This is a genomic window from Clostridium sp. LIBA-8841, from assembly GCF_057782475.1.
In genome coordinates, this window is the sequence record NZ_CM173488.1 from 1,317,738 (window position 1) to 1,333,711 (window position 15,974).

The following is a 15,974-nucleotide window of genomic DNA, read 5'->3' on the forward strand; positions in this document are numbered from 1 at the left end:
ATAAGGACAACTTATAATATATAAATTAATATATCGGGAAAGGATGAGAGTTATGGCAGATCAAAGATTAAATAAGCTAGCTAAATTGCTTGTAAATTATTCAACAGGGGTTAAGGAAGGAGACTTTGTTTTTGTATCTTGTAATGAGGTTGCAAATCCTTGGCTTACTGAAGTAGTGAAGGAAGCTACTAAGGCAGGAGCTCATGTTGAGTACATTTTAGAATCAGAAGAGGCTAAGGAAGCTAGGCTTAAATTTGCTTCAAAGGAGCAATTAATAGAAGGAAATTTAATTATGGAAACTATGCTTGAGAGAGCTGACGTTTGGCTAAGTGCTTGGGGAGCTAGAAATACTAGAGCTTTTAGCAATATAGATTCAGAAAAAATAAAGGATAGTAGAGTTGGAGAAAAAGGATGGAGAAAATTCTATTCAGGAAGAATGGGAGATGGTTCTTTAAGATGGTGTGGAACTCAATTTCCTACATATGCGGATGCACAAGAAGCTTCTATGAGTTTTAGTGAATATGAAGACTTTGTTTATGGAGCGGGGCTTTTAGATTATGAAGATCCTGTAGCAGAATGGAATAGAGTAAGTGCTGAGCAAGAAAGATGGGTTAAGTATCTAGATACTAAAAAAGAACTTCATATATTGGCAGAGGGAACTGATATTAAGGTTTCAGTAGGGGGAAGAAAATGGATAAACTGTGATGGGAAAGAAAACTTCCCAGATGGAGAAATATTCACATCACCAGTTGAAAATAAAATAAATGGACATATAACTTTCTCATTCCCTGGCATTTACGCGGGAAAAGAAATTGAGGGAATAGAACTTGAAGTTAAAGATGGTAAGGTTGTTTCATATAAAGCTAAAAAAGGAGAAGATTTGTTAAAGGCTTTATTAGAAACTGATGAAGGTGCAAGTCACTTTGGAGAAGTTGCCATAGGAACAAACTATGGAATTAAGAAATTTACTAGAAACATGTTATTTGATGAAAAAATAGGTGGAACAGTTCATATGGCTATAGGAGATTCTATGCCAGAGGCTGGTGGAAAAAATAGATCATCACTTCATTGGGATATGCTTTGTAACATGAGAAATGGCGGAAGAATATATGCAGATGGAGAACTTTTCTATGAAAATGGAGAGTTTAAAAAAGAGATATTAGAAAAATATAATCTTTAATATAAAGAGGAAAGTAACTTAAAATAAAGCTGAATTAGAGGATGAGTAAAATCATCCTCTTTTAATTTTTAGGGTATAAAGATAAGTTTGAATTTTTATGGTTTTCCAATATTTCCAGGTGTATAATTAGTTTAAAGAAAAGTACTGATGAGAAGAAATATATTAATATTAGAGAAAAAAGCAATTTAATAGAAGGTTTTTATATATTATAGTAAGAGATGTAGTTTGGAAGTGAGATTATATGGCTAAATGGAGATGCAGTGGAAAATATAAAAATATTAATAAGGCATTAGATATTATAGGTGTTCTATTAACAATATCTTTATGTATAATTACTTTTATAGAATGGAGAAATGCACCGAATATTATACCAACTCATTATAATTTCCAAGGAGAAATAGATGCATATGGCTCTAAAAATATGTTGTTTTTTTTATTGCCAATAGTAGTCATACTTTATATAGGGTTATATGTTTTAGCAGGATATCCTGAAGTATATAATTATGCAATAAGGATAACAGAGGAAAATAAGGAAAGGCAATATAATATGGCATCAACCTTAATTAGGGTGCTTAATATTGAACTTGTGTTAACTTTTACTTATATTCAGTTAAAACAAGCTACTTCAATTTTTAGTGAAACAGATAATTTATCACTTTGGTTTTTACCAATAGTTTTAGTTATTATATTTGGAACACTTGCTTTTTATATTTATAAGTCAGTAAAGAATAAATAATTTTTGGATAATTTTAATTTTTTAATTAAGTATAATATTATAATTTGCATCAAAATTGATAGGAGTTTAAGAGATATGAGCAATATATATGAATTTAAAGAAGAAGATTTAAATGAGTGCGCTGAGCTTTTTGTTAAAACTTTTAGTGAAGAACCTTGGAATGAACCTTGGAATTTTGAAAGTGCTAAGAAGCGATTAAAAGACGTAACTTTAACACCAGGATTTAGAGGAGCTATTTTGAAAAATGATGAAAAAATAGAGGGTGTTATTTTAGGGGTTTTAGAGCAATGGTATGATGGAGAACATTTTTGTGTGAAGGAGTTCTTTGTTGATTCTAGTTCGCAGGGTAAAGGAACTGGAAAGAAACTTTTAAATGCTTTAGAGAATAGATTGATTGATACGGAAGTAGGATTAATTCATTTTTGGACTATGAAAGGAAGTACTGCAGAGACCTTTTACAATAAAAGAGGGTATGAAGTTCCAAAGGAATTAATAATGATGAGAAAAGAACTTAAATAGCATGAATTAAATATTTTTATAAATAAAAGAGCTTTAAAGGATAATCCTCTAAAGCTCTTTTATCTATAATTATTTATCTAAAATCTATTAAATTATTAAGTCGTAAGAGAAGCACCGTTCTCCAAAGCTTCCTCTTCCTTAGTTTCATCTTTAGTATCAATACCATCGTTTTTGTATTCATATATAACACTTATTAATTTACCACTAATGCATACTGCTATTATTGAGAAAAATACTTGTTTAAAGTCTAGGTAAACTAATGATAAGATTAAAACAATGGCATCTGTTAACATGTAAACATGTTGTACCTTAAGAGGTGTAAATTTGTTACCCAATAAGGCTATTACGTCGTCTCCACCAGAGGCACCACCGCCACGAAGGACGATTCCTGCACCAACACCAACACCAATACCTGCTAAAATACTAGCAATTAGCATGTTATTAGTAAAATCAGGTGTTAAAAATCCAATGCTTTCCCAAAACTTATATGATACTGAGAAGCAAAATGTTGCGAATATTGAGCAGGCTAAGAACTTTTTACCAAAGAATTTAGCACCCAATGTAAATAATGAAAGGTCTATAATTAAATTTGTTACAGAAGGAGATACGTCAAAGACATTCTTTACTAAAAGTAATAGACCTAAAACTCCACCTTCCGTTACATTGTTTTGATAGTTAAAGTTATAACTACCAAAGGCTAAGATACTTGAACCAAGTGCAATAAGTAGGGCACTTTTCAAGATCTTCTTTTTCGATTCCAAAATATCACTCTCCTAAATTTCTTCATAAGTTAATTTACAAAGAAAATAGCAGACATAAATCAAGTCTACTATTAAGCAAAAAAATTATAGAATTTTAAATTATATTTTATAGTAAATTATCTTATAGTTTAATTATAATCTTAGTAATAATTAAGGGCAACTTAGGTAAATTGGGAGTAGTAAGGATTAAAGGGTTAATTCTGTAATGGCACTAAATAGACTCTGTGGTCATCTGTTTTCCTCTGAGGTCTTCATTTTTGCAAGCTTTTGCAAAATGAATAGAAAATTTTTATTAATAAGAATGAAATAAGAAGTTAATAAGTAGTTAACAAGCAATTAATATATATAATTTTAGCAATATTTGAGATAATATAATATGAATAGTAAATAGTATTTTTTTAGAAAACAAATTTATTATATTTAAGAAGGGAAGTTAGATTTATGCAAGTAATCATAAGAAAAGAATTAGAACAAGATCATAAGACAGTAGAGCTTTTAGTTGAGGAAGCTTTTAAGAATGCAGAATATAGTGATCACATGGAACATGTTTTAGTTAGTAAGCTTAGAAATGGAGAAAACTTCATTGAAGGGTTATCTTTAGTTGCCGAAAAAGAGGGAGAAATAGTTGGTCACATATTATTAACTAAGGCTAATATAGAAAATGAAAGTAATAAATATGAGACTTTAGCTTTAGCTCCAGTTTCAGTTTTACCTAAGTATCAAGGTGTAGGAATTGGAAGTGAGCTTATAAGAGAAGGAATGAAAATGGCAAAGGAACTTGGATATAATTCTATAATAGTTTTAGGTCATGATAAGTATTATCCTAGGTTTGGATTTAAAAAGGCTGGAACATGGGGAATAAATTCACCTTTTGAAGTTCCAGAAGAGAATTTTATGGCAATAGAATTAAATGAAGAAGCATTAAAAAATGTAAGTGGTGTTGTTAGATATGCAAATGAATTTTTAGGAGATAATAATCAATAAAAGTTAGTCATATTGATTTTTGCACAAGACATAGATAAACTTTCGTTTAATTAAAAAACTTCCTATATAGCAATAGTAAAAGCAATATAGGAAGTTTTATTTGTTTTATCATAAAAATAGCTAATTTAAAAGAAAAGATAACACATTAAATCTATTTGGTTGGATATTCATTTAAGTAGGTAATTCCAAAGTAAACATAAATTATGGAAACTAGAAAACTTAATGGAAGACTAAAAAGCATATTTATATTAACTAAATTTAAAAGTGCTAGAATTAGTAAGCAAGGCGTTATTCCATACATGCTCATTTTCATTGCTCCACCAAATTTTAAGGAGTCATTTTTAATACTAGAAATTATTTTAGCTATTATGGCTAAGATAAAGGCTGCTATAAATGAGAAAATAACAAAAAGTATTACCATTGAAGTTAAATAAGTATTTCCTAATGTTCTATCTATGCTGTTTAAGTAATCCTTTAATTGCTGGTCAGTTAAAGAAAGATTCATATTAGAATAATTAGCTTCAGTAATCTTATTATTGTCATATTTAACTAATAAAGAATCACTACCAAAGGCAATTCCAGACTTATAATCATTTAGTAGGTTAGCTGCGGGTTCTTTATCATTTAGTACGAAGGTCCAGCTTTCATCTGGAAAAACCACGAAACTAGAGCCTTTTAAATCTAAAATTCCATCTTTAATTTCAAAAGGTGGTATTTTTTGCTCTAAGGAAGTTTTTCTAGAAATAAAATAGGTATTTAAACTTGTATAATTTCTGCTGAAAGCTAATAGACCTAATAAAATAGATAATACTAATAAGTAAAAGAATGTGCTGATTCCTGAGGTTTTAAGAAATTCTTTGTATTCCTTAGGATTAAATAAACTTACATAAAACCTTTTAAATACGTTCATAAAATCACCCTTTCTATTTTTTATTAGTTTGTTCATTAAAGAGAAATTTATTAATTATTGTTTATATTAACATTTGTTTAATTAATTTAAAAACGGTTTCAAAAGAGTGTGTCGCATGTTATCATAAAAATGTATTAAATGTAAAATAAAGTATTAAAAGAATAAAAAAGGTTTTGACTTCGTTTAATACAGTTAGATTAAATATTAAGGGAATATTGGGGGATTTTATGATAAAAAAGGATTTTAGAAGAAAATTAACAATGTGTTTGGCATCTGTTATGGCCTTAAACTTGGGTATAAGTGTATCAGTAAGGGCTGATGAAGGGCTAGAAAATGAAATGAAAAAGAATGATATTACTAGAGATATAAGTATATATCCGACTCCTAAGGAGATGTCTTTAGGAGATAGTGAATTTGTTTTGGAAAATTCAGTTAATATAATAGGAGGAGATTTAGCAGACACATATGCCTTTGAACTTTTAAAAAATATATTGACTGAATTTGGAATAAAAATTAATGAGTCAGAAGTTGAAGGTGCTACAACTATCTATATAGGAGAAGTTGATGATAATATTGAGGAAATGGAAAATACATTAGAAGAAATGAATGTAGATACATCTTCAATAAGTAAAGATGATGGATATGTACTAGTAGCTGATGAAAATACAGAGGGAAATAGAATAGTTATAAGAGGAAATGATGAAACAGGAACTTTTTATGGAGTAAAAAGTTTGAAACAGTTAATTGAAAAGGAAGATAATAAGATTACTTTAAATGAAGTTATTATAAAAGATGAGCCAACTTTTAAAATGAGAGCTGTTGTTGAAGGTTTCTATGGAACACCGTGGACTCAGGAAGAAAGATTGGATCAAATTAAAATGTATGGCGAATATAAAATGAATGCTTATATATATGCTCCAAAGTCAGATCCATATCATAGGGAAAAGTGGAGAGAACCTTATCCATCTTCTGAATTAGATAGAATGAAAGAGCTTATAGAAACAGCTAATGAAAATAAGGTTGATTTTGTTTTTGCAATATCACCAGGTTTAGATATAAAGTTTGAGGGAGAAGAGGGAGAAGCTGATTTTAAGGCTTTAATAAATAAAGCAGAAACTTTATATAATATGGGAGTTAGAAGTTTTGCAATTCTTTGGGATGATATAGAGGATCATAATGGAGTTCAACAAGCAGAAGTTTTAAATAGATTTAATGAGGAGTTTATAAGGATTAAAGAGGGAGTTAAACCTTTAATAACTGTTCCGGTAGAATATTGGGGAAGTTCAATGTTTAACGGAGAAGAGGTTAAAACATATACTAAAGAATTTGCTGAAACTTTGGATAAAGATATTGAAGTAATGTGGACAGGAAATGATGTTATTCCTCCAAATGGGGTTAGTCTAGAGGATGCTAAGAAGGTTTCAAATGTCTATGATAGAAAAATGATGTTATGGTGGAACTATCCTGTTAATGATTATAAAGAAGATAAGATGGCTTTAGGACCAATATATGCTTTAGATAAGGAATTGGATGAGGAGGTTTCAGGATTCATAGTTAACCCTATGAGATTTTCTGAAGCATCAAAGATTTCAACGCTAACAGGAGCTGATTATGGATGGAACACAGTGGCATATGAGGCAGAAGAATCTTGGGACAAGGCTATTGAAATTATTGCAGGTGAAATGAAAGAAGAATTTAAGATTTTTGCTAACCATTCAACTAGATTAGATACAGGAAGACCAGATTCACCAGAACTTCAAAATACCATAGATAATTTATGGGAAAAGTGGGAAGTTGGTTCTGATATTAGTAAGGAATTAAATAGTTTAGAAGATGAATTTTCTAAAATGGTTCAGGTACCAAGTAAATTAAGAGCTAATTTTGAAAATAAAACTTTATTAAATCAATTAGATTCACATTTATCAAAGTTTGAGATTTATGGAAAATCTGGGCTTAAATCTATAGAGATTTTAGAAGATATATTAAATGCGGATATGTCAGAGTTTTGGAATGATAAGTATGATGGAATAAAACTCCTTAGAAACTTAGATGGAATAAAAGCTACAATTGCTAATAATGTAGTTGATCCATTTGTAAGAAAGGTTCATGAAGTTGGAAATGAATATTTTAATAATGAGACTACTGTATTAGAGAATAAGGAATATTCTTATACATCAATTGGAAATATAGCTGATCATAAATATTCAGAGTGGTTTATATCAGAAGAAACACATGTTCCAAATTACATGTTTGACAATAAAGACAATACGGGCTTTTGGTCTGCAGCTCCAGTAAAAAAGGATGAGTTTATAGGATTTGATTTAGGGCAAGTTGAAGAAATTAAAGATATATATCTTCTTATGGGAAGAAATAATGATGATATAGATGTTATAACTGATGGAGTAATAGAGTATTCAGTAGATGGAGAAAGCTGGACAGAGTTAGAAGTTAATAAGGGAGATAAAGAATTATTGGTTGAAACTGGAATAAAGGCTAGATTCATAAGATATAGAGTTCCTTCAGATTCTGAAAATAGATTATATGTTAGAGATTTCAAAGTTAACACTGGAAAGAGTAAGGAAAAATTAATTGGAAATGTGGAAGTTAAAGATTTAAAGATAAATAAGACTTCAGAGGGAGAAAATCAAAGTATATCTATGAGCAATATAAATAAGGTCTCTTTTGAAGAGGGGGATTCAATAGGAATTGCTATAAATGATGTTAAGAGTGTAATTGGCTTTGAAGTTTTAGGAGATATAGAAAGTGATAAATTTGTATTAGAAAGTTCCTTTGATAATATAGAGTGGGAAGAAGTTAGTCAAGGTATTAGCTTTAAAAATGAAGTTCCTGTAGTAGGTAAGTTCTTTAGAATAAAAGCCAAGGAGAAAACTGAAGCTAATATTGATAAGATTAAGGTTTTATTAGAAGGATATTCTAAGGGGGTAGTAACAACAAATAGAAGAATAAGCTCAAATTTAAATATACATCCTGATTTTGTTGTGGATAATGATTATGGAACATCTTTTGTATGTTCAGATACCATTAAAAAAGATGATTTTGTACAATTAGACCTTGGAACAGAAAAGAGAATTAGGGATATAAGCCTAGTTCAAGGACCAGGTGGAGACTATATAGATGGAGATATTGAATATTCTTTAGATGGAGAAAATTGGATTAAGGTAGGAATTGTAGAAGGAACGGATACTTTAATAAAGGATTTAGATGTAAAAGCTAAATATGTTAGAGTTCTTTCAAGTGGATACAAAGATCGTTGGTCAAGAGTCAGAGAATTTACAGTAAATACAACTGTAGAAGAGTTTGAGACTAAGGCTACTTCAGAAGGCACATATACAGACAGAAGTGAAAATATAAGAGATAATAATTTAAATACTGCTTATATACCGGAAGGGGAAATTAAGAGTGGAGACTATCTTCTTCGTAGAATCTTTGATGAGAGATTGATTTCAAAGATTACAGTGGCTCAAAGTACAGATAATTTATCAGGTGCTAAGGTTATTGGAAAGACTGTAAATGGAGAAACTTTAGAGCTTGGAGTATTAGATAAGGGCTTAAATGAGCTTGTTCTTAAGAATCCAAGACAGTTAGTATCTGTAAAGTTATTATGGGAGAAAGAGGCTGGAAAGGTAGAAATATTTGAGGTTAAACCTACATTTGTGTCTTTAGAGTCTATAATTGAAGATATTAAAAAAGAAATTCAACGTGGGAAAAATGTTTTAATTGAGAATAAAGATAAAGAAAATGAAGAAAGAACTCAATTAGAAGAAGCCTTAAAAAATATTGAAGAGTTATTAAATAATAATGTTTCAGATGATGAAATTGTAAGGGCATATGAAGATTTAACAAATAAAATAAATAAGTTTATTGATTCAGAGTCAGATAAAGAAGAGGATAATGATGATTCAAATAAACCAGGTGATGAAGAAAATGATTCTGAGGATAATGAAGATAAAGAAGACTCAGATGATGAAAGCGATGATGAAGACAAAGGAGATAATGAAGGTGGAGAGGATTCAGGTGGAGATGAAAATCTTCCAAACACTGGATTGCCTATTGGAGCAGGTGAGTTAATGTTAGCAGGAGCAGCTTTAGCTACACTTGGGGGATTAACCGTTAAAAAGAAAAAGTAATCAATAAAAAGTAAAACTTGATACAGAGAATATTTTCTGATCTCTAAGTTGAATTTTAGTAAAGTTAATAGATAAAATAAAGGCAGTAAGTTAATTAACTTACTGCCTTTATTAAATAGGAAAAGAATTTAAATAAATAGAAAAATTGTTATTACTTTTATATATTAAATTAAAAATTAATACTTTTTATATTTTTCGTGATCAACTTTTTCACGTTTTTTTTCTTTAATCCTGCTACTTATTGCCCAAATAACTAAAATTATAGAGCCGAGAATCATAGTTCCATAAAACAAGGCAACTAATCCTACTATAATCATAAAAACACTTCCTACCTATTTCTATTCATAAACAACAGCTGTACCATAAGCAACCATTTCAGCAGCTCCAGCAGCAAGAGAGGAAGAAACAAGTCTCATTCCGATAATTGCATTTGCACCTAAAGCTTCAGCTTCATCTACCATTCTTCCAATAGCGATTTGTCTAGCTTCTGTAAGCATTTCAGTATATGAAGTCATTTCTCCACCAACTAAATTTTTAAAGCTTGAAGTTATATCTCTACCAATGTTCTTACATCTCACAGTACTTCCTTTAACAAGTCCTTTAACTTCTTTTATTCCTTTACCTGGAATTGTTTCAGTTGTTAATATTAGCATAATAGATACCTCCTGAAAGTATTTTATATATTTTATGTTTTAAATTTAATTTTATCCTGAATAGAAACTTAGCTAGTAAGATAATAGATAGGTTGAAAAAATCAAACTAACTAAGTTGTTAAATAAATGATATCATGAGTTAAAAAATAATTCAATATATAGTATTAAAAAACTTATTAAAAGATATGATAAAATATTTAGTCGGGATTAAGGTTTGAAAGGTTGAATATAAATTTTGGCTATGTTTTAGTTGAATATTGATTTTTGGCTAGATTTTCAGACCAGGCTAAAAAAATTGATACTACTTTAAAATAGATTATAAATTTTTGAATTTAATTAAGTAGTAAATCTTCTAAGTGATTAGCTAAAATTAAGAGAAGTTTAGAGGAATTTAATTTATTGAAAATAAAAGAATATATAATTTAGTAAGTTGATATAATGTTAATATTGTATGAACAGAGTTGCTGGTGTAAAATAATGCTATAATGTAAAAAAATTCTTTAGAAAAATAATAGGATTTCATAGGAATTAACATTTTTAAGAACAGATTAAATTAATTTTTTTAGAGAAAATTGAATCTTTTGACATAGAAATTATTCATATGTAATTAATAATTAAGTTGAGGATTTTTACATTAAATAAACTAAGAAAGAGGATAGAAATATGAAAAATATTGATGCTTACACAAGCAATAAAGAGGCTAGAAATGAAATGATTAGGGAAGGATCTAAAGGTTTTGCTGATGAAATGAGAAAGTTACAAGAACAAGAAAATGAGAATAAAAGGGAAGAAAGCTTAAAAGAAACTTCTGAAAAACTAGCTAGATATATGAAAGAGCTAGAAGAAAAATAATTTAATAAAACGGGGGATAAAACTTTGGTAGGTATTGAGAAAAATAATGAGCTTATTATAAAAATAAGAGATTTAAAAATGAACTTTGGTTCAAAAGAGGTTTTAAAAGGAATAAATTTAGATATACATAAAGGTGAAATAATAGGTTACATTGGAACTAATGGGGCAGGAAAAAGTACTACGGTTAAAATAATGTTAGGTCTTTTAAGTGGGTATACAGGTACTGTTGAGATTTTTGGAGAGAATATTCTAAAAAATGATGGAAGCTATAAAAAGAGAATTGGATATGTCCCAGAAATGGCAGATATATATGATACTTTGACAGCTAAGGAGTATCTAACTTTTATGGGACAATTATATGGCATGGAATATAAAGATGTTTTATATAAGAGTAAACAACTTATGAAAATATTAGGCATAGGTGGAGTTTATAATTCTAGAATTTCAAGTTTTTCTAAGGGAATGAGACAAAAAGTTCTTTTAATATCAAGTCTTATACATAATCCAGATATTTTATTTTTAGATGAACCTTTAAATGGCTTAGATGCAAATAGCGTTATGGTTATAAAAGAGATTTTATCTGAACTAGTTAAGGAGGGTAAAACCATATTCTATTCATCTCATATAATTGATGTGGTTGAAAAAATAAGTCATAGAATAATTCTTCTAAATAATGGAGTAGTTGCTGCTGATGGAAGCTTTGAAGAGCTTAAGAAAAACTGCAATGAAGAGTCTTTAGAAGAAATATTTAATGATTTAACTGGCTTTAATAATCATAAAAAATTAGCAGAAGAATTTACTGCACTTATAAAGGGGTGTAGTTTATGAAGAAGGATAGAGCTTTAAAAATAGTAGATAGATTTAGAGGCCTTTATGAAAAACTTGGTGTTGACTATGAAATGATGAAATTAATTTTAGAAACTAAACTTATTATGGATAAAAGAAGAGCACCTACAATTACTATGAATAATAAATATAATGAAGAAAAAGAGAATAAGTTTGGTATGGCATTAGGATTGTATGCATTAATGGGAGCCTTTATGGCCTTAGTTATAGTTTTTAAATATAATATAATGCTTCAAATGACTCTTTATTTTGGATTTTTCATGTTTGTAATAGGAAGTAGTTTCATAACAGATTTTGCCTATGTTCTTTTAGATATTAAAGATAAGAATTTGTTAGGAATTACAGGGGTGAGCTCTAAAACAATAAATGCAGCTAAGATTACTAACATTTTGATTTATATGACAAAAATAAGTTTAGCCTATGGTGGAGCAGGAATAATCGTCTCCTTAAGATATGGAATAGTATTTACAGTGGTTTTTATTTTAGAGATTATACTTATTAATTTATTTATGGTACTAATAACAGCTTTTATTTATTATTTAGTTCTTAAATTTTTTAATGGAGAAAAACTTAAAGATATAATAAATGGAGTTCAAATATTTCTTACTGTAGGAATAATGGTTATGTATCAAATTATAGGAAGACTTTTTAATGTTTTAGAAGTGGAGAGTACTTTTACTGTCACTAAATGGTGGCAAGGATTAATTCCTTCTTTATGGTTTGCAGCTCCACTTGAAATAGTAGAAAGTGGGAAAATAAATAATACATTGATAATGCTTACCATATTAGCAGTTTTAGCACCATTAGTATCAATACTTATTTATTTTAAAATAGCTAAGAAATTTGAAGATTATATCCAAAAGTTAAATAACAATACATATAAGGGAAAAGATAAGATTCCATTCTCTTTTAGGATTGGAAATTTAATTTGTAGAAGCAATACTGAGAAGAGTTTCTTTAACTTTACTGTAAATATAATAAAAAGTGAGAGGAATTTTAAGTTAAGAACATATCCTAATTTAGCTATGGCTTTAATATTCCCTTTTATATTTCTAGCAAATACATTTGATAAGTATGGAAATTTTACGGAGTGGAAAACTGGAATGGCTCATTCAAATAGTTTTTTTACGTTGTATCTTGGTATATTCATCTTAGCTCCTGTTATACTTATGATTAAGTATTCAGATCAATTTAAGGCAGCATGGATATATAAGGCTGTTCCTATAGATGATATGGCTTCAATATTTAAGGGAGCATATAAGGGAGTTTTTTATAAGATGGTTTTACCAGTTTATATTTTATTATCTTTGATATTTTTATGGATATTCACTTTAAGAATCTTACCTCAAATTATAGCTATATTTTTAGTAATAGTGATTTTAAGCTTAATAGCTCTTAAAGCAATGGACAAGCACCTTCCTTTTTCCATAAGTTTTAAGGATGGTGGAAAAATGGATGATTTAGGAGTAACAATATTAATTTTTATATTAAGTGGAATATTAGGTGGAATGCATTATTTCATTAATAAGATTTCATATGGAGTATATATTTTTATAGCCTTAGAACTTATAATAATATGGATTCTATGGACAATAGTAAGTAGAGGGAAATATTATAAAGTATAATAAAATTTTGAATTATATTTAATTTTAGATTAGTTTTAAGTGGATATTGATTTCCAGATAAATCTTCATAATTACTTGGTTTTATGTAGGAGTAAATTGGCATTAAGAAATAAACTATACTAAGAAACAAATAGAACTAAGGTGAAGTATAGAGCTTTGTTTTAAAAGCAAGTTATATAAATACAGATTTATAAGAATTAAATAAATGAGTCGAAATTGAAGTCACAATTACGACTCATTTTTTTGTTTAAATTATCTAGAATTTAAATAAACAACTATATGTTACAAAATTCTAAAACTAAATTTTTTGTAGTTAATTTTGCTAAAATTATAATTATCATTTATATAATCTTTTCTATTTAATCTATATAAATGAAGGATATGTAATATTTAAAATTTATAATGAGGTTTATTTGCTTTTCAATGTGAAATTATGAGTTTTTGAGAAATATAATGATAATATTATAAAGTGAGTTTTTAGTATGCGAAAGTATTTATTAGTAGATTAGAAAAAGGATAAATTAAAAATTATAATGAGACAGTATAAAATTTATTAAATAAGTTTTAAGGATGAGAATTAAAATTTCTAATAGAATATTTTAAGTGATAAATACTTTAGGAGGAATCATGAAAAAAATATTAGTAGTTGAAGATGATAAGAAAATAAATGAACTTGTGGTGGAGTTTTTAAAAAGTGAAGGATATTATGTTGAGTATGCTTTTAATGGAATAGAAGGATTCTATAAGTTTAAGGATAATAATTTCGATTTAATTATCTTAGATGCCATGATGCCTAAACTAGATGGATACTCTCTATGTGGTTTAATAAGAGAAAAAAATAAGGTGCCAATATATTTTTAACTGCTTTAAGTGAAGCCAGTGATGAGATTAAGGCTTTTGATGCTATGGCTGATGACTATATAACTAAGCCATTTTCTTTTCATGTGCTTATAAAAAGAGTAGAAGCGGTTTTAAGAAGAAGTGGAATTGAAGAAGAGGAAGAAAATAATAGCATAATAAAGTTTAAAGGGTTAAAGCTAGATTTAAGTACCTACAAGGCTTATGTTGATAATGAAGAAATTGAATTGACTTTAAAGGAATTTAATATATTGAAGTTTTTAATGAATTCATATCCAAGAGTGCTTTCTAGAGAAGTTCTTATGAATGAAGTCTGGGGATATGACTATTATGGAGATATGAGGGTTATTGATGCACATATAAAAAACATAAGAAAGAAAATCGTATATGACTATATCGGAACAGTTAAAGGAATTGGTTATGTTCTTAAAGAATAAGTGGTGCGGCATAGGGGTAAAGAAAAAACTATTTATTATATCTACAGCTGTTATTTTAATAACCTCTATAATAACATATACGGTTTTGTTTTTTACGGCTCCTAAAATATATTCAGCTTCCAAGAAAAATAGCATTGAAAAATCAACAATCGAGATTATAAATATTTTAGAAAGTGGAAAAGAAAGTGACTATACAAGTGCTTTAAACCAATATGCTTATAAAAATGAAAGTTTTGTGTTTATAACCAACTCCTATGGTGAAGTAGTTTATGCATCTAATAACAATATGGTTACGAAGTATAGAATGAATCACTTAAAAAGATCAGTTGATAGCTTAAGACCAAGGCAAGAAGATGTTGAAATTATTAAAAACTTCTATTTTAAATCAATAGATCAGTATTGTACTTTAAAGATAATATCACCTAATAGGATGAAAGATGAAATTCAGAAGATAATGCTAATTATGCTTCCAATAATAGCTTTAATAACCTTAGGAATAGGAATATTAGCTCAATACATATATTCAAAGGTAATAAGTAAGCCTTTAGGCAATATAAATGAGGTATCAAAGAAAATTGCCAATTTAGATTTTAGCACAATTCTTAATTATTCTGGAAATGATGAAATTGCGCAGCTTTCAAGAAGTATTAATTCAATAAGTTATAATTTACAGAAAACAATAAAGGATTTAAAAAAAGCTAATAAAAGCTTAGTAAATGATATAGAAAAAGAAAAGCTACAAGATAAGAGAAGAAGAGATTTCTTAAAGGCTATATCTCATGAACTTAAAACTCCTATAACTGTTATAAATGGACAAATAGAAGGTATGATTTATAATATAGGTCCATATAAGGATAGAGATAAATATTTAAGAGAAAGCTTAGAAAGCCTGGAAGAACTTAGAGGTCTTGTTCAGGAAATAATAAACCTTGCTAAATATGAAGAGGGCCTAACTTTAACCTATAAAAAGTTTAATTTAAATGAGTTAGTGTATGAAGTTATCTATGGTCATGATTACTTTAAGAATGAAAAAGGGTTGAAGATAAACATATTAGAAGAAGGAAAACTACATATAGTTGGAGATGAAAATATAATAAAGATGGTTTTTTCAAATTTAATAAACAACAGTTTAAAATATTCAAAGGGTAATAGAGATATAAGAATAAAGATATTTGAAAATGGATCTGTATATATAATTAACTTTGTAGAAAATGCTGAAGATATAGATAAGGATTTATTATTTAAGGCATTTTATAGAGGAGATGAATCTAGAAATAAAGAAATAGTCGGAAGTGGCTTAGGGCTTTATATAGTTAAAACTTTAATAGAGACCCATGGTAATATTGACTATGACATTGAAATTAAAAATGATGAGTTTATATTTAAACTTGATTTTCTTAAGATATAAGATGGTCTTACAGTTCTATTTAAAAATCAACACTAGTTTAAAATATAGTCTAAAAAT

Annotated in this window: 15 protein-coding genes; 11 read left to right on the forward strand and 4 right to left on the reverse strand. The window is 28.2% G+C overall.

All coding sequences use genetic code 11. The features are described 5' to 3' along the window. The first annotated feature begins 52 nt into the window (after window positions 1–52). The 3 genes from AC2A4K_RS05605 (at window position 53) to AC2A4K_RS05615 (ending at window position 2,435) form a co-directional block, all read left to right on the forward strand. Entirely contained in the window at window positions 53–1,180 is a 1,128-nt protein-coding gene (locus AC2A4K_RS05605) for an aminopeptidase (protein ID WP_322503948.1), read from the forward strand. 241 nt (window positions 1,181–1,421) lie between these two features. Continuing rightward, entirely contained in the window at window positions 1,422–1,916 is a 495-nt protein-coding gene (locus AC2A4K_RS05610) for a DUF1648 domain-containing protein (RefSeq protein ID WP_322503947.1), read from the forward strand. 75 nt (window positions 1,917–1,991) lie between these two features. After that, the gene (locus AC2A4K_RS05615; protein ID WP_322503946.1) at window positions 1,992–2,435 is read left to right on the forward strand and encodes a GNAT family N-acetyltransferase; all 444 of its coding nucleotides are present in this window, start codon (window positions 1,992–1,994) and stop codon (window positions 2,433–2,435) included. A 95-nt stretch (window positions 2,436–2,530) separates the two neighbouring features. Here the strand turns inward: AC2A4K_RS05615 and AC2A4K_RS05620 are convergent, their stop codons facing one another. Continuing rightward, window positions 2,531–3,196, reverse strand: a complete 666-nt coding sequence (locus tag AC2A4K_RS05620; RefSeq protein ID WP_322503945.1) for a YitT family protein — start codon at window positions 3,194–3,196, stop codon at window positions 2,531–2,533. Window positions 3,197–3,637: 441 nt separating this feature from the next. Between AC2A4K_RS05620 and AC2A4K_RS05625 the strand changes: the two genes are divergently transcribed. Beyond that, on the forward strand, window positions 3,638–4,180 hold the full coding sequence (locus AC2A4K_RS05625) for a GNAT family N-acetyltransferase (RefSeq protein WP_322503944.1): 543 nt from the start codon (window positions 3,638–3,640) through the stop codon (window positions 4,178–4,180). Window positions 4,181–4,331: 151 nt separating this feature from the next. Here the strand turns inward: AC2A4K_RS05625 and AC2A4K_RS05630 are convergent, their stop codons facing one another. After that, entirely contained in the window at window positions 4,332–5,090 is a 759-nt protein-coding gene (locus tag AC2A4K_RS05630; protein ID WP_322503943.1) for a DUF1189 family protein, read from the reverse strand. A gap of 227 nt (window positions 5,091–5,317) precedes the next feature. Between AC2A4K_RS05630 and AC2A4K_RS05635 the strand changes: the two genes are divergently transcribed. Beyond that, window positions 5,318–9,238, forward strand: coding sequence for a glycoside hydrolase family 84 protein (locus AC2A4K_RS05635; RefSeq protein WP_322503942.1), 3,921 nt, complete (start codon window positions 5,318–5,320; stop codon window positions 9,236–9,238). 176 nt (window positions 9,239–9,414) lie between these two features. On the opposite strand, the gene AC2A4K_RS05640 is transcribed toward AC2A4K_RS05635, so the two are convergent. Both AC2A4K_RS05640 and AC2A4K_RS05645 read right to left on the reverse strand, forming a co-directional pair. Beyond that, the gene (locus AC2A4K_RS05640; protein WP_322503941.1) at window positions 9,415–9,555 is read right to left on the reverse strand and encodes a hypothetical protein; all 141 of its coding nucleotides are present in this window, start codon (window positions 9,553–9,555) and stop codon (window positions 9,415–9,417) included. A gap of 21 nt (window positions 9,556–9,576) precedes the next feature. After that, window positions 9,577–9,891 (reverse strand): heavy metal-binding domain-containing protein, encoded by a 315-nt coding sequence (locus AC2A4K_RS05645; protein WP_322503940.1) that lies wholly within the window; start codon window positions 9,889–9,891, stop codon window positions 9,577–9,579. Window positions 9,892–10,554: 663 nt separating this feature from the next. Here AC2A4K_RS05645 and AC2A4K_RS05650 point away from each other — a divergent pair. From AC2A4K_RS05650 to AC2A4K_RS05675, 6 genes are all read left to right on the forward strand, one after another. Next, entirely contained in the window at window positions 10,555–10,743 is a 189-nt protein-coding gene (locus AC2A4K_RS05650) for a hypothetical protein (RefSeq protein ID WP_322503939.1), read from the forward strand. 78 nt (window positions 10,744–10,821) lie between these two features. Next, on the forward strand, window positions 10,822–11,571 hold the full coding sequence (locus AC2A4K_RS05655) for an ABC transporter ATP-binding protein (RefSeq protein ID WP_322504315.1): 750 nt from the start codon (window positions 10,822–10,824) through the stop codon (window positions 11,569–11,571). Continuing rightward, window positions 11,568–13,214, forward strand: a complete 1,647-nt coding sequence (locus AC2A4K_RS05660; RefSeq protein ID WP_322503938.1) for an ABC transporter permease — start codon at window positions 11,568–11,570, stop codon at window positions 13,212–13,214. The genes AC2A4K_RS05655 and AC2A4K_RS05660 overlap by 4 nt, the downstream gene beginning before the upstream one ends. Before the next feature lie 627 nt (window positions 13,215–13,841). Continuing rightward, a complete protein-coding gene (locus AC2A4K_RS05665) occupies window positions 13,842–14,075 on the forward strand; it encodes a response regulator (RefSeq protein WP_488458843.1) in 234 nt (77 codons plus the stop codon). A gap of 44 nt (window positions 14,076–14,119) precedes the next feature. Next, window positions 14,120–14,509 (forward strand): response regulator transcription factor, encoded by a 390-nt coding sequence (locus AC2A4K_RS05670; RefSeq protein WP_488458844.1) that lies wholly within the window; start codon window positions 14,120–14,122, stop codon window positions 14,507–14,509. Continuing rightward, complete coding sequence (locus tag AC2A4K_RS05675; protein ID WP_322503937.1) at window positions 14,493–15,917, forward strand: sensor histidine kinase; 1,425 nt, start codon at window positions 14,493–14,495, stop codon at window positions 15,915–15,917. Before AC2A4K_RS05670 ends, AC2A4K_RS05675 begins: the two co-directional genes overlap by 17 nt. Window positions 15,918–15,974 lie beyond the last annotated feature (57 nt).

Excerpts from the sequence above, each read along its gene's own strand:
- AC2A4K_RS05605 (WP_322503948.1), top strand. The coding sequence starts at position 53 with ATGGCAGATCAAAGATTAAATAAGCTAGCTAAATTGCTTGTAAATTAT.
- AC2A4K_RS05610 (WP_322503947.1), top strand. The coding sequence starts at position 1,422 with ATGGCTAAATGGAGATGCAGTGGAAAATATAAAAATATTAATAAGGCA.
- AC2A4K_RS05615 (WP_322503946.1), top strand. The coding sequence starts at position 1,992 with ATGAGCAATATATATGAATTTAAAGAAGAAGATTTAAATGAGTGCGCT.
- AC2A4K_RS05625 (WP_322503944.1), top strand. The coding sequence starts at position 3,638 with ATGCAAGTAATCATAAGAAAAGAATTAGAACAAGATCATAAGACAGTA.
- AC2A4K_RS05630 (WP_322503943.1), bottom strand. The coding sequence starts at position 5,090 with ATGAACGTATTTAAAAGGTTTTATGTAAGTTTATTTAATCCTAAGGAA.
- AC2A4K_RS05635 (WP_322503942.1), top strand. The coding sequence starts at position 5,318 with ATGATAAAAAAGGATTTTAGAAGAAAATTAACAATGTGTTTGGCATCT.
- AC2A4K_RS05640 (WP_322503941.1), bottom strand. The coding sequence starts at position 9,555 with ATGATTATAGTAGGATTAGTTGCCTTGTTTTATGGAACTATGATTCTC.
- AC2A4K_RS05645 (WP_322503940.1), bottom strand. The coding sequence starts at position 9,891 with ATGCTAATATTAACAACTGAAACAATTCCAGGTAAAGGAATAAAAGAA.
- AC2A4K_RS05650 (WP_322503939.1), top strand. The coding sequence starts at position 10,555 with ATGAAAAATATTGATGCTTACACAAGCAATAAAGAGGCTAGAAATGAA.
- AC2A4K_RS05655 (WP_322504315.1), top strand. The coding sequence starts at position 10,822 with ATGAACTTTGGTTCAAAAGAGGTTTTAAAAGGAATAAATTTAGATATA.
- AC2A4K_RS05660 (WP_322503938.1), top strand. The coding sequence starts at position 11,568 with ATGAAGAAGGATAGAGCTTTAAAAATAGTAGATAGATTTAGAGGCCTT.
- AC2A4K_RS05665 (WP_488458843.1), top strand. The coding sequence starts at position 13,842 with ATGAAAAAAATATTAGTAGTTGAAGATGATAAGAAAATAAATGAACTT.
- AC2A4K_RS05670 (WP_488458844.1), top strand. The coding sequence starts at position 14,120 with ATGGCTGATGACTATATAACTAAGCCATTTTCTTTTCATGTGCTTATA.
- AC2A4K_RS05675 (WP_322503937.1), top strand. The coding sequence starts at position 14,493 with ATGTTCTTAAAGAATAAGTGGTGCGGCATAGGGGTAAAGAAAAAACTA.